This window comes from Streptomyces sp. NPDC054813 (assembly GCF_053611365.1).
Map to the genome: position 1 here is coordinate 148942 of NZ_JBSHAF010000003.1, position 13213 is coordinate 162154.

14 protein-coding genes are annotated in these 13213 nt (G+C 71.3%); 11 read left to right on the forward strand and 3 right to left on the reverse strand.

Annotation, left to right across the window (positions count from 1 at the left end; genetic code table 11):
* The first annotated feature begins 6 nt into the window (after window positions 1-6).
* From ACWGJB_RS06750 to ACWGJB_RS06780, 7 genes are all read left to right on the forward strand, one after another.
* Complete coding sequence (locus ACWGJB_RS06750) at window positions 7-996, forward strand: type II secretion system F family protein (RefSeq protein WP_453379177.1); 990 nt, start codon at window positions 7-9, stop codon at window positions 994-996.
* Entirely contained in the window at window positions 993-1913 is a 921-nt protein-coding gene (locus ACWGJB_RS06755) for a type II secretion system F family protein (RefSeq protein WP_453379178.1), read from the forward strand. Before ACWGJB_RS06750 ends, ACWGJB_RS06755 begins: the two co-directional genes overlap by 4 nt.
* A gap of 49 nt (window positions 1914-1962) precedes the next feature.
* Complete coding sequence (locus ACWGJB_RS06760) at window positions 1963-2214, forward strand: hypothetical protein (protein ID WP_450753976.1); 252 nt, start codon at window positions 1963-1965, stop codon at window positions 2212-2214.
* 37 nt (window positions 2215-2251) lie between these two features.
* Window positions 2252-2704, forward strand: a complete 453-nt coding sequence (locus ACWGJB_RS06765; protein ID WP_453379179.1) for a TadE family protein — start codon at window positions 2252-2254, stop codon at window positions 2702-2704.
* The gene (locus ACWGJB_RS06770; RefSeq protein WP_453379180.1) at window positions 2705-3121 is read left to right on the forward strand and encodes a TadE/TadG family type IV pilus assembly protein; all 417 of its coding nucleotides are present in this window, start codon (window positions 2705-2707) and stop codon (window positions 3119-3121) included. It abuts the gene before it with no gap.
* A gap of 2 nt (window positions 3122-3123) precedes the next feature.
* Complete coding sequence (locus tag ACWGJB_RS06775; protein WP_453379460.1) at window positions 3124-3585, forward strand: TadE/TadG family type IV pilus assembly protein; 462 nt, start codon at window positions 3124-3126, stop codon at window positions 3583-3585.
* A 394-nt stretch (window positions 3586-3979) separates the two neighbouring features.
* Window positions 3980-4330 (forward strand): SsgA family sporulation/cell division regulator, encoded by a 351-nt coding sequence (locus ACWGJB_RS06780; protein ID WP_453379181.1) that lies wholly within the window; start codon window positions 3980-3982, stop codon window positions 4328-4330.
* Here the strand turns inward: ACWGJB_RS06780 and ACWGJB_RS06785 are convergent.
* Both ACWGJB_RS06785 and ACWGJB_RS06790 read right to left on the reverse strand, forming a co-directional pair.
* Window positions 4320-5378: a hypothetical protein gene (locus ACWGJB_RS06785; RefSeq protein ID WP_453379182.1), complete on the reverse strand. Its 1059-nt coding sequence runs from the start codon at window positions 5376-5378 to the stop codon at window positions 4320-4322. The two genes, ACWGJB_RS06780 and ACWGJB_RS06785, sit on opposite strands and share 11 nt — an antisense overlap.
* The gene (locus ACWGJB_RS06790; protein ID WP_453379183.1) at window positions 5375-6025 is read right to left on the reverse strand and encodes a hypothetical protein; all 651 of its coding nucleotides are present in this window, start codon (window positions 6023-6025) and stop codon (window positions 5375-5377) included. Before ACWGJB_RS06790 ends, ACWGJB_RS06785 begins: the two co-directional genes overlap by 4 nt.
* A 304-nt stretch (window positions 6026-6329) precedes the next feature.
* Here ACWGJB_RS06790 and ACWGJB_RS06795 point away from each other — a divergent pair, with 304 nt between their 5' ends.
* The 4 genes from ACWGJB_RS06795 (at window position 6330) to ACWGJB_RS06810 (ending at window position 11948) form a co-directional block, all read left to right on the forward strand.
* Window positions 6330-9323: a BTAD domain-containing putative transcriptional regulator gene (locus ACWGJB_RS06795; protein ID WP_453379184.1), complete on the forward strand. Its 2994-nt coding sequence runs from the start codon at window positions 6330-6332 to the stop codon at window positions 9321-9323.
* Complete coding sequence (locus tag ACWGJB_RS06800) at window positions 9320-10219, forward strand: prepilin peptidase (protein WP_453379185.1); 900 nt, start codon at window positions 9320-9322, stop codon at window positions 10217-10219. The genes ACWGJB_RS06795 and ACWGJB_RS06800 overlap by 4 nt, the downstream gene beginning before the upstream one ends.
* Window positions 10220-10291: 72 nt before the next feature.
* Window positions 10292-11491, forward strand: coding sequence for a cyclic dehypoxanthinyl futalosine synthase (gene mqnC / locus ACWGJB_RS06805; RefSeq protein WP_453379186.1), 1200 nt, complete (start codon window positions 10292-10294; stop codon window positions 11489-11491).
* A gap of 7 nt (window positions 11492-11498) precedes the next feature.
* Complete coding sequence (locus tag ACWGJB_RS06810; protein WP_453379187.1) at window positions 11499-11948, forward strand: imidazolonepropionase-like domain-containing protein; 450 nt, start codon at window positions 11499-11501, stop codon at window positions 11946-11948.
* Between the two features lie 86 nt (window positions 11949-12034).
* Here ACWGJB_RS06810 and ACWGJB_RS06815 read toward each other — a convergent pair whose 3' ends face one another.
* Complete coding sequence (locus tag ACWGJB_RS06815; protein WP_453379188.1) at window positions 12035-13102, reverse strand: chitinase; 1068 nt, start codon at window positions 13100-13102, stop codon at window positions 12035-12037.
* Window positions 13103-13213: the final 111 nt, after the last annotated feature.

The window sequence follows — 13213 nt, forward strand, 5'->3', positions numbered from 1 at the left end:
TCTGACATGAACCTGAATTCCCTGGGCTCCATGGGCGGACTCTTCTCCACCGAGGTCCTCTACGCGCTCGGCTGCGGTATCGCCGGCGGCGGCGGACTCGCGCTGCTGATCCTGGCGATCCGCGGCCTGCCCGCCAAGCCCGACCACGAGAAGCAGAAGGCCAACGAACGGGCCGCCGAGCTGATCCGGTTCGCCGGCCAGCGCGGCTCCCTTGCGGCCATCATCGGGCTCGCCGTCCTGCTGATGACCCGCTGGGCGGTGGCCGGCATCGCCGCCGGCGTCCTGGTCTTCTTCTGGGACAAGCTGTTCGGCGGCGCCGCCGAGGAACGCGCCGCGATGAAGCGCGTGGAGGCCCTCGCCTCCTGGACCGAGTCGCTGCGCGACACCATCGCCGGCGCGGTCGGCCTGGAGCAGGCCATCCCGGCCTCCGCGCGGGCCTCGGCGCCGATCCTGCGGCCGCACCTCGACGCCCTCGTCGACCGGCTGCGCTCCCGCACCCCGCTCCCGGACGCGCTCCAGCACCTCGCCGACGAGATCAACGACGCCTCGGCCGACATCATCGTCGCGGCGCTCATCCTCAACGCCCGCCTCCGCGGCCCCGGTCTGCGCCAAGTGCTGGGCGCCCTGGCCAAGTCGTCGCGCGAGGAGGTCGACATGCGCCAGCGCGTGATGGCCCAACGCGCGTCCACCCGGCGGTCGGTGCAGATCGTCGTCGCCGTGTCGGTGGCGTTCGTCCTCGGCCTCGCCGTCTTCAACCGCGACTTCGTCTCGCCGTACGGCACCGCCGTCGGCCAGCTCGTCCTCGCCCTGGTCTGCGCCCTGTTCGCGCTCGGCTTCTGGTGGCTGCGCAAGCTCTCCACCATCGAGACCCCGGAGCGGTTCCTGGTCCGCGACCAGTCCTCCGTGCAGTTCGTACGACCGCCCCGCACGTCTCCCGACACGCCGGGCGCCCCCGGCCAGCAGCAGCTCCCCACCGAGGAAGGGGCCCGCCGATGAGCCTCACGATGCCGATCGTCGTCGGCGTGGTCCTCGGCCTGGGCGTCTACGCCCTGATCCGTGCCCTGATGCCGTCCAAGCGCAGCGCGGTCGCCCAGGTCGCCCGGATCGACGCGATGCGAGCACGCGGCGCGGCTTACGAGTCCGCGCGTCAGACGCAGGACACCGGCCGTTTCGGCTCCCTGCGCGCCGAAGTCGGCGAACGGGTCGCCGACTTCTACCGGCAGCAGGGCTGGGAGCAGCGCTCGCTCCGCGCCGACCTCGCCGTCCTGGAACGCAGCTGGGAGAAGTTCCTCGCGACCAAGGTGCTGCTCGCGGCCACCGGCCTGATCTTCGGCCCGTTCCTGTTCGCCGTCGTCTACACGCTGGGCTTCGGGCACAGCCCGGTCATCCCGGTCTGGCTGTCCCTGGCCTGCGCGGCCCTGTTCTTCTTCCTGCCCGACCTCGAGGTACGACGGGACGCCGCCGACAAGCGCCGGGACCTCAGGCGGGTGATCGGGGCGTACCTCGACCTGGTGTCGATGAGCCTCGCCGGTGGCCGGGGCCTCCCGGAGGCCCTGATGGCGGCCGCCGAGATCTCCGACGGCTGGGCCAACCAGCGCATCCGCAACGCCCTCTCCGACGCCAGGATCACCGGCGTCAGCCAGTGGCAGGCGCTCGGCGCACTCGGCGAGGAACTCGGCGTCGAGGAACTGAAGGACCTGTCGGCCTCACTGGCCCTGGTCGCGGACGACGGTGCCAAGGTCCGCGAGTCCCTCGCCTCCCGCGCCGAGACCATGCGGCACCGCGAACTCGCCGAGATCGAGGGCAGCGCGGGCGAGAAGTCCCAGTCGATGCTCGTCGCCCAGCTGCTGCTGTGCGCCGGCTTCCTGGTTTTCCTGATCTTCCCGGCGGCGATGCGGGTGTTCCAGGTCTGAGCTCTTGCGTGAACCTTCGCCAACTGCTGTTTCGAGAGGACAACACACCATGAACGGACGGAACTTCAGCACCGGGATCCCGGCAATGGACTTCCTGGTCACCTTCCTCCAGGGCCGGGTGCAGCGCGCCCGCTCCGGCGAACTCGACCGCGGCGCCTCCGCCGTCGAGTGGGTCATCATCTCCGCGGTCGTCGTGGCGATCGTCGGCGTCGTGGCCGCCATCATCAACGCCGCGCTCAGCGACGGCGCCAACAAGGTCGGCGACTGCATCAAGGGCGCCAACGCGAGCAAGACCTGCTGAGCGGACGTACGGCAACGGGGCGACGGGGGTGACGGGGATGTCTGAGGGCGTGAGCAAAGGCCCGTGCGGCTGGGTACGCCGCCGGGCGGCGGCCGCGCGCGGCGACTCGGGAATGACCGCGATCGAGTTCGTGCTGCTCACCCCCGTCCTCTTCTTCATGATCTTCGCGACCGTGCAGTTCGCGCTGTACTTCTTCGCCGACCACGTGGCCCAGGCGGCGGCCCAGGCCGGCGCCCGCAAGGCACGTGCCACTGCCGACGCGGAGCCCGGCGCCTGGCGCGGCAAGGCACAGGACGTGGTCGACTCCTACATCAGCCAACTCGGGCCGCAGCTCGTCCTGTCGCCCGACGTGAAGATGCTCCAGCCGGAACAGAACACGGTCGGTGTCGAGATCTCGGCCCGCATCCCGACGGTGTTCCCGGGCCTGGATCTGACGGTGCACGCGCAGTCGTCGGGACCGGTGGAGCGGTTCGTGGAGGATACGAACTAGATGTCCTCCGTAAGGGAAAAAGCCCTGGACGACCGGGGGCTGTCGACCATCGAGGTCGTCATCCTCGCGCCGGTCATGATCCTGTTCATCCTCGTCCTGGTCGCCTTCGGCCAACTCGTCGACGGGCGGGGCGCGATCGACGGCGCCGCGCGCGACGCGGCCCGCGCCGGGTCCATCCAGAAGGACCACGCCACGGCCATGTCGGAGGCCCGCAAGGCCGCCGAGGCCGACCTGTCGGACGTCTGCTCCGGCCCGGTCTCCGTCGTCCAGACCAGCGCGGGCTTCGCGCCCGACACCATCTTCACCGTCGAGGTGAGCTGCGAGGTGCGGGGCCTGGCCATGCTGGGCCTGGACATCCCCACGACCCTCACCGCGAGCTTCTCCTCGCCGCTGGACCCGCTCCGGAGGTCGGCGTGAGCATGAGCATCGCGCTGCTGCGCACCTGGTGGGCCGCGCGCCGGCTCCGCCTGGACGACCGGGGCTCGGGCGCCGGGGCCGTCATCATCTTCGCCCTGGTCTTCCTCTCCCTCTCCGCGTTCGTCATCGACGGCGGCCTGTCCATCTCCAAGCGCGAACGCGCCGCCGACATCGCGGAACAGGCGGCCCGGTACGCGGCGCAGGACATCGACAAGGAGGCGCTGTACGAGAACCAGGGCACCGCGCCGATCAACTTCCAGGACTGCGACGCCCGGGTGAAGACTTTCGCCCGCGAGATGGACATGTCCGGCGCCGACATCGCCGGCACGCACTGCGTCGCCGCCGACGCCCAGCAGGTCCAGGTCGAGGTCCAGTTGACCTATGAACCGGTCTTCACGGGCATGTTCTACGGCGGCGCCATCGTCGTACACGGCGAGGCGACGGCCGAGAACGAGGTCGGCTGACCGGACGACACGGTCACCGCCGGGGGTGCCCGTGCCGATCCCCGTCGTGGCTCGGCGGCACACAATCTCCGTCGCCGGGTTGGGTGGGGTCCGGTTGCGGGTCGGTGGTGACGGGCGGGTCGGCCGGTGCCGGATCCGCCGGGGCCGGGTCTTCAACGGGCGGGTTCTCCACAGAGGAACCGTCGTGCATGGCGGAACGCTTCAGTTGCCGGCGCGGGGCGGGGAAAAGGTTTGTCACTGTGGATGGCGAAACTTTCAAGCAAAGTTTCAGGACCATCGGAAAGTGACACATGTCACTCAACTCGCTTGCGTTTCCGGCGTAATCAAACGGACTGCGGGTTCTCTCACAGGTACGACGACCCACCCCGCCCCGCACCGCACCCGGAGAAGCCCCGTGCCCATCACGCTCGAACAGCCCACCGGCGCCCGCCTGCTCACCGCCGACGAGCAGGAGGTGGCGGTCCCCGCGACCCTCCGGTACACCTCGGCCGACCCGCAGGCCGTGCACTTCGTCTTCCCGCCGTGGATCTCCCTGGACGGCGAGGAGGTCACCTGGACCTTCGCCCGCGCCCTGCTGGAGGAGGGACTGGCGGGGCCGGTCGCCTTGGGCAACGTGCACGTCCGTCCGCACGGCACTGCCCGCACGGTTGTCGAACTCCGCGCGGAGGAGGGCGTGGCGGCGATCAGTTTCGCCACGTCCGCCCTCACCCGCTTCCTGCTGTCGTCCCTGAGGGTCAGCGGTTGACGGACTGGATCTCCTGGACGGTGATCTCCTGCGTGTTGTCGAAGGTGCCGTCGGGCAGCTCGCCGCCGGTGCCGCCGGAGCCGCGCCAGCTGATCTGCCAGGTGACGGAGGCCTTCAGCCGGTACGGCGTGCCGTTGGTGGCGTGCAGGTAGCGGACGCCGCAGGACGGGGTCCTGTCCGCGTCGCCCGCCTGGTACTCGGTGCCGATGGAACCGTCGTCGTTGATCGTGCAGTTGCCGGAGGCGGGAAACGTCTCGGCGTCACCGGTGCCCGGGTCGAGATGCAGGGCCACCGGCTTGGCGGTGGTCTCCGCCCACAGGCCGGTGCCGGGCAGCTCCGCGCGGACCCTGACCTCCTGGAAGTGGCCCTTGTCCAGCCAGGCCCAGGTCGGCAGGTTGACGGTGGACTTCACGGCCGGCTTCAGCTCGACCGAGGTGGTGGGAACCCTGATCTTGTTGTAGGCGTAGTCGGCGAGGGTCTCGGGAGTGGGCGCGTCCGGGTCGTCGGGCACCTGGCCGGCCGGGACCCAGAACATCAGCTTGCTGCACAGCGAGCCGTCTTCGATGGCCTCGATGCCGTCGGGGGCCACTCCGCGCCAGAAGCGGCCGTCCTTGCCGAGGTTGTAGTTCTTGTACCCCGGGACCGTGGCCGGCTCGGTGAAGATGGTAGTGGTGTCCTTGCCGTCCTTGAAGTGGTCGGTCCACAGTTCCTTGCCGAACCACGCGGTGCGCATACCGACGTCACCGTCGCCGACGCGCTCGGAGAAGTCCTTCAGCTGCTGCGGGGTGAAGACGGGCTCGTACCAGCACTGCGGCGGCTTCCAGTTGACGTCCGTGGCGGTGACGGAGCCCAGTTTTCCGCCGGTGGGGCCGCTGATCCGGGTGACCTTGATGCGGGAGTGACTCGCGGAGGCGGAGAGCTCGTTCCCGTCGGCCCCGCCTCGCGTGCCGGTGCCCCCGTCTCCGATCGCGACGGCGGGTGTGGCGCCGAGCAGGGCCACGACGAGCGACGTGGCGAGCACGGGTATGCCGCGCAGCGTCGGCCTCACCGGGAGCACCCGCCCCGCGTCGAGTGGACGGACGTGTTCTGCCAGACGCCCCGGTCGCTCTGCGCCATCGAGACCGTGTAGACGACGTAGGGGTTGGTGCCCGCGGGATTGCCCGCTTCCTTGCCCGTCTTCCGGTTCTTCGTGTACGCCTTGCTCTCGTCCGTGCAGTAGGTGACGGACGCGCCCTTGCCGCCGCTCCCCACGGTGACCTTGGGATCGAAGACGGGCAACTTGCCCATGACGGTGAGGTTCTTGTCCGTGTACGTCTTGATCCACGCCTTGGTCTGCCCGACGACGCCCTCGCTGTCGTAGAAGGTGACGTCCGTGCTGGCAGGGTTGTTCGCGATGATCGCCGCGTAACCGGCCTTGAGCTCTTCCCTGGCGTCGTCGAGCACCACCTGCTTCGCCGGATCGCCGCTCGTCCAGTTCTCGAACGCGAGCTGGAAGCTGCTCGGCAGCGTGATCACCGGGCGTTTGACGCCGGAGGCGGCCGACGATGCCGAGGCGGACGCCGACGGGCTGCCGGACCGCGTGTCCGCGCCTTTGATGTCGTCCGTCTTGCCGTGGTCACCGCTTCCGCCACAGGCGGTCAGCAGGAGGGCCGCGGCGGCCGTCAGGGTGGGCAGGGTCAAGGTGCGGCTGGCCACGGTTGAGTCTCCCCCGGAGTTCGGCATGTGTGCAGCTGGAAACGAAGCTATCAGGGGGGTATGACAGTCCCTTGTGCGCTGGCGGGGGGTTGTGTGGGGCGTGTGGAGAGGTGGTGTGCGCGCCGGGTGGCGATAACTCCGGCCAACTGCGCCCCGCTTGATGAAAGGGTGGAAAACGGGCGGCCGTTCGCCGTTCTTCCCTTCGACGCTGTCGGTGTCAGTCAATAGGATCGTCAAGGGGACCTCGATAGGCTCGATGCGCCCCCGGCCCACTCCGTCCACACACGACCCCAGGACACCCGCCATGGCGCGACGCAGCACATCAAGCTCGACGGGAAGACCGACGGGGAACCCGTCGGGTCCGCGGAACCGGACCCCGCAGCCGGTGCGGGTGCGGCGGCGTACGTTCGGGGACTTCGTGAAGGCGTTCCTCGCCTTCGTGGCACTGCTCGCGCTGGTCGTCGGCGTCCCCGGCGCTCTCGCCGTGACCGTCGGCTGGCCCCTGCCGCACAGCGCGCCGACGATGGACTGGCTGTCGCAGCCGATAGGCGTCGACACGTTCCTGAACACCCTGACGGTCATCGTGTGGCTGGCCTGGGCCCAGTTCACGGCCTGCGTGCTGGTGGAGGTCAAGGCCGCCGTCTCCGGCGTCGGCCTGCCCGGCCGGGTCCCCGGCGCCGGCCCCAGCCAGCTGCTCGCCCGGCAGCTGGTCGCCGCCCTGCTGCTGGTCGGCGCCACCGCCGCCAGCCTCACCCCGGGCCTGTCGCAGCTCGGCCACAGCATGGAGGGCAACCAGAAGGGCACGGTGGCCGCCGCCCAGGCGACCCCCGGCCTCTTCGCCCAGCAGCAGGAGCAGGCCAAGAGCACCGCCGCCGCCCTCGCCGAGCAGGCCGGCCACGCGGCCGCCCAGGCCCAGGCCGAGCACGGCTCCACCGCCGCCGCACACGGGGCGACGAAGTACTACCGGATCCAGCCGCCCGAGGGCCGCCACCACGACTCCCTCTGGGAGATAGCACAGCGCCACCTCGGCGACGGCCGCCGGTACAAGGAGATCTACGAGCTCAACAAGGACCGCATCCAGCCCGACGGCTCCCGGCTCTCCGAGGCCAGCCTCATCCGGCCCGGCTGGATCATGGAGATGCCCGGCGACGCCCACGGCGGCGAACTCGTCGAGAACCCCGACGCGCATGTCTCGCCGGAGGTCCAGCAGCAGATCGGCGACTACGCCAGGACCGGCGACCACGCCCAGCAGCAACACCAGAACCAGCATCAGCAGCAGGGCGGGCAGCACGCAGGCGAGGACGGGGCGACCGCGCAGATCGCGGTGCCCAGCCAGCGCCAGGCCGGTGACGCCGGCACGCACGCCCAGGAGAACTCCGGCCACGCCGCCTCGGGGTCTTCCGCCGGGTCCTCCTTCGGGCTGTCGGAGGCGCTGCTCGGCGCCCCGCTGCTCGCCGCCGGCCTGCTCGCCGCCCTCGGCCGCCGCCGCCGACAGGCCCTGTGGCAGTCGGCGCTCGGCGCCCTCGGCGGCCGGCGCGGCATGGAGCCGCCGACCCCGACCGGCGACGCCCAGGACGTACAGGACGCGCTCCTGGTCGGCGCGGACCCGGAGGGCGTACGCCTGCTCGACCGCTCCCTGCGCGGACTCGCCGCCGCCCTCACCGCCGAATCCCGTTCGCTGCCCGTCGTCTACGCGGCCTGGCTCAGCCACGGCGATCTGCATCTGCAACTCGCCCAGCCGGCCGGCAAACCCCCGGCGCCCTGGCAGCTCGGCCAGGACCAGACGTTCTGGACGCTGTCCCGCGCGGACGCCGACCGCTACGAGGACACCGACACCGCGGCGCCGTACCCCGGCCTGGTCAGCCTCGGCACCATGGACGACTCGCGGCTGCTGCTCAACCTGGAGGCCGTGCCCGGCATCGTCTCGCTGAGCGGCCGGGAGGCCGACCGGGCCGCGGTGTTCTCCTCGGTCGCCGCCGAACTCGCCACCAACGGCTGGTCGGACCGCATGACCATCACCCTCGTGGGCTTCGGCGCCGATCTCACCCCGCTCGCCCCCAACCGGCTGCGCCACCTCGACGACGTGGACGCGCTGTTCGAGGCGATGGAGGCGGAGACCCGGCAGCGGCGGGGCGCGCTGGGCGCCGCCGGGCACGACTCGGTCCTCACCGGCCGCACCGGCCCGGCCCAGCACACCCGCTGGGCGCCGAACCTGGTGCTGCTCGCCGCCCAGCCGTCCGCCGAGGACGCGCTGCGGCTCGCCGAACTCGCCGCCGACGCCGCCCGGCTGGGCATCGGCTATCTGGTCGGCACCGAGAGCGCCGACCTGCCCGGCGCCGCCTGGGCGATGGAGATCACCCCGGACGGCAAGCTCCTCGCCCCGCTGCTCGGCCTCGAACTGGAAGCCCAGTTGCTGCCCGCCGTACAGCAGCGCGCGGTCGTCGAGCTGTTCGTCGAGGCCGACCCCGAGCGCGACCCGGACGGGCCGACCAACGCCCCGCCGTTCCTCGTCGACATCAGCGAACAGGGCCGCCCCGCGGTGTACGCGCGCCTGGTCGGCCCGTACGAGATCATCGGCCTCGGCACCCCGGACGGAGACCGCAGCGCGCTCCTCCACGAGGCCCTGGCGCTGCTCCTGCTGCACCGTGAGGGCGTGCACCCGCGCGTGCTGTCGTCCGCGCTGTGGCCGCGCGGGGTGACGGAGGACGTCCGCGACGCGTTGCTGGAGCGGCTGCGCGACTGGCTGGGCACCGACCCGGACGGCGGCCCGCGGCTGCGTGCCGACGCCACCGGCCGCCTGGTGCTCGCCAAGTCGGTCGTCTCCGACCTGGACGTGCTGCGCTCCCTCTACTACGAGGCCACCCAGGGCAAGGGCGCCGACAGCCGGGCCGTCCGCGGCCGCCTCCTCACCGACGCGCTCGTGCTCGTCCGCGGCCCGCTGCTCGCCGACCGTGCGGAGGGCCGCTACCGCTGGCTCACCCACGAGATCATCGACGCCCAGCTCCCGTTGCTGGTCGCCGACATCGGCCTCGCCCTGTCCGCGTTCCACCTCGAGAAGGACCGCGCGGAGAAGGCGATCGAGGCGCTCGGCGCGGCACTGAAGACCGCCCCGGCCGACGAGCGCCTCTGGAACGAGCTGCTGCGCGCCACCCACGCCACCGGCGACCCGGACCGCGTCCGCGCCCTCGCCACCGAACTCGTCACCCGCAGCGGGGCGCGCGGCCTGCCGCCGCGCACCGAGGCCCTCCTCGACGAACTCCTGCCGACCTGGCGCGAGGGCGCCGCCGCGACCGGATGACCGGCCTGGACCTCGCCCTCCCGGCCGCCGCCGCCCTCTGGGGCGCGGCGACCGGCACCCTGCTGCCCCGCGCCGCGTACCGCTTCGCGGCGCCGACGGGGGAGCAGTGGCGCTCCACCTGCCCCGCGGACCACCCGCTCCAGGGCTGGCTCGGCCGGGCGCACTGCGGGGAGTGCGCGACGGCCGAGGGGGCGCAGGCCGCCCCCCTCACACCGGCGCACAGGAGCAACCCCACGCCGCCTTCCGCCGAGGCTCCCACACCGGCGGCCGACGACGATTCCGCGCCCGGCACCCAACCCGCCGAGCCGGCGCCCGGGGATCAGCATGCGCCCTCCTCGTGGGCGCGCGCCGCCTACGGCCCCCGCACCACCCCCCTCGCCGTCGCCACCGCGCTGGTCTGCGTGGCCCTGGCGCTCGCCACCGGTACCCGGCCCGAGCTGGGTGTCTGGCTGGTGCTCGCGCCGGTGGCCGTGCTGCTCGCGACCGTCGACTTCCGGGTGCAGCGCCTCCCCGACCCCCTCACCCTCCCCCTCGCGGCCGCGGCCCTCGCCCTCCTCGCGGTGGCCGCCCTGCTCCCCGAGCACGCCGGCGACTGGCTCACCGCCCTCTACGCGGCTCTCGTCCTCGGCGCCGCCTACTTCGTCCTCTTCCTCATCAACCCCGGCGGCATGGGCTTCGGCGACGTGAAGCTCGCGCTCGGCATGGGCGCCGTGCTCGGCTGGTACGGCTGGCCCACCGTGCTGCTCGGCACCTTCGCCGGTTTCCTGTTCGGCGCGCTCTACGGCGGCGCGCTCGTCGTCGTACGGCGGGCCGGGCGCAAGACGGCGATCGCGTTCGGGCCGTTCCTGATCGCGGGCGCGTTCGCGGGGCTGCTGGTCGGCGCGTACACAGCCTGAGGTCGGGCCGCTCGAAGGCCTGGCGTAGGCTGGCGGGGTCCGTCCACAACCCTTGACGAAAGGGACCTCCTGGTGACCGAGAAGGCCGACCTCCAGTCTGTCCTCGACCGCGCCGCCGCCGGTGGGCGGATCACCCCGGAAGAGGCGCTAGACCTCTACCGCGACGCGCCCCTGCACGCACTGGGCGCCGCCGCTGACGCCGTACGCCGCCGCAGGTACGCGGGTACCGAGCACATCGCGACGTACATCATCGAGCGGAACATCAACTACACGAACGTGTGCGTCACGGCGTGCAAGTTCTGCGCCTTCTACGCGGCCCCCAAGGACACGGCCAAGGGCTGGACCCGCGACCTCGACGACATCCTGCGCCGGTGCGCGGAGACGATCGAGCTGGGCGGCACCCAGATCATGTTCCAGGGCGGCCACCACCCCGACTTCGGCGTCGAGTACTACGAGCAGAACTTCAAGGCGATCAAGGACGCGTTCCCGCAGCTGGTGATCCACAGCCTGGGGGCGTCCGAGGTCGAGCACATGGCCCGGATCTCGGGCGTCTCGGTCGAAGAGGCCATCACCCGCATCCACGAGGCGGGCCTCGACTCCTTCGCGGGCGCCGGCGCGGAACTCCTTCCCGCGCGCCCCCGCAAGGCCATCGCGCCCCTCAAGGAGAGCGGTGAGCGCTGGCTGGAGATCATGGAGGCGGCGCACAAGCTGGGCGTGGAGTCCACGTCCACGATGCTCATGGGCACCGGCGAGACCAACGCCGAGCGCATCGAGCACCTGCGGATGATCCGGGACGTCCAGGACCGCACGGGCGGCTTCCGCGCCTTCATCCCGTACACCTACCAGCCCGAGAACAACCATCTGAAGGGCCGCACGCAGGCGACCCTCTTCGAGTACCTGCGGATGATCGCGATCGCCCGGATCTTCCTCGACAACGTCGCCCACATCCAGGGCTCCTGGCTGACGACCGGCAAGGAGGTCGGCCAGCTCTCGCTCCACTACGGCGCCGACGACCTCGGTTCGATCATGCTGGAGGAGAACGTCGTCTCGTCGGCCGGCGCCAAGCACCGCTCCAACCGCCTGGAGATCATCGACCTGATCCGCAAGGCGGGCCGGGTCCCGGCGCAGCGCGCGACGACGTACGAGCACCTCGTGGTCCACGAGGACCCGGCGAACGACCCGGTGGACGAGCGGGTGATGTCCCACATCTCGTCGACGGCGATCGAGGGCGGGACCGCACACCCGGAGTTGAAGCTCCTCACCTCCAACTGACCAGGCCGTGGAGACGATTCACACGGCGGACCGGGTCTTCGTCGCCTGGGACTCCGAGCAGCCGGTCGAGAACGGCGCCGTGGTGGTCGTACAGGACCGGATCGGTGCCGTCGGGCCGTACGAGGAGCTGCGTGAGCGGTTCCCGCAGGCGCGGGTACGCCGGTGGCCGGGATCCCTCGGCCCCGCCCGGGTCCACGACGGCCCCCTTCCGGAGGCCCCCAGCCCGCGCGAGCGCGTGCACGCCGTGCTGAAGCTGGGAGCGACGATGGTCCTGGAGGCGTACGCCGACGCACCCGGACTCCGGGCCGCGGCGGAACGCAACGACGTCTCCGTGGTCTCCGCGGCCCGCCCCGCACAGCTCACCGAGAAGGCCAGGGCCGACCTCGCCGTGTTCGACGAGGCGGGGCGGTGCATCGCGACGGTGTGCGCGGGGCGCCTTGTCCACAGACGTAAGTAGAGCGCCCCGCCAGGGGCGCGGGGCTGTATCCGTATGCGGCTCCGCCGCGTGGGCGCGACCGACCCCCACCGCCCCGCGGACGACACTCAGCCCCCGAACGCCTTCCCGAACGCCCCCGAACCCTGACTGACACCACTGCAGTTGGTCGCGGCGTCGTCAGCCCCGGAACTCCCGCTCTCACACTGCACATCCCGGAACGTCGACCACATCGAGACCCAGGCGATCCCCTTCTCCTCCGCGAACGAACGCACATCGGCCGCGTCCGCGAGCGTGAGCGTCTCCCCGTCCACGTCGTTCACCCCGATCATCGAGGTCAGCGCCATTCCGCCCCACGCCCCCGCGTCCGACAGCCCGAACACCTTCTTCAACTGCGTGTGCGTGGCCTTCGCCGAGGTGACCGCGTAGTCGCCCATGTCCCCGTCGTACGACTCGCCGTAGTTCATGGTCATGATGTTGACCGTCGAGACCTGCACGTCGTACTTGTTCGCGGACTCCAGCAGCGCGAGGCCGTCGGAGTCGAGCCCCGACGGCATCACGGGCAGGGTGAAGGAGACCTCCAGGTCGGGCCGCCCCTTCTGGAGCAGCGCGATCGCCTGCGACCGCAGGGCGACCGAGTCGGAGTCGGTCAGCGTGTCGCCCTCGATGTCGAAGTCGGCCTGGGTGGAGTCCGCGGCGTCCAGCGCGGCGCCGTAGGCCGCGGCGAGCTTCGACGCGCTGGAGCAGGTCGTCGCCAGCTCCTTGCCCGAGGCCCCGCCGAACGACACCCGGACCGACCCGCCGTCCTGCTTCAGCCGGGAGATACGGGACTTCACGGCCGAACTGCCGATGGCGGTCGTCCCGTTCCACTTCGGCGTGCAGCTGCTGCCGTCGGAGATCACGAAGGCCAGGTTGTACGTCGAGGGCGCGCCCGCGTCGTCCGTGTCGGCGGCCTCCGTCGCGCTGACGTAAGGCGCGTAGGACGTACTCGACGTATCGGATGTGCCCGATGCGCCTGATGTGCCGGACCCTTCGGTCGCGCTCGGCGAGGTGGACGCACCCCGCTTCGACGGTGCGGGCGCCGCGTCCGACGTGCCGTTGGAGCCCGAGGAGCACCCCGTCACTGCCATGGCAAACAGGCAGGTAAGCCCGGCGGCCGGCCTCAGGAAACCCCGCATTAAGATGCACCCGCTCTCGTGATTTGCGTCTCAGGACCGAAACAAACCCTGATTCGAAAGGAAAACGTCTCACACGTACATGGTGTTCAACGGTTCGATCGATACATAGAA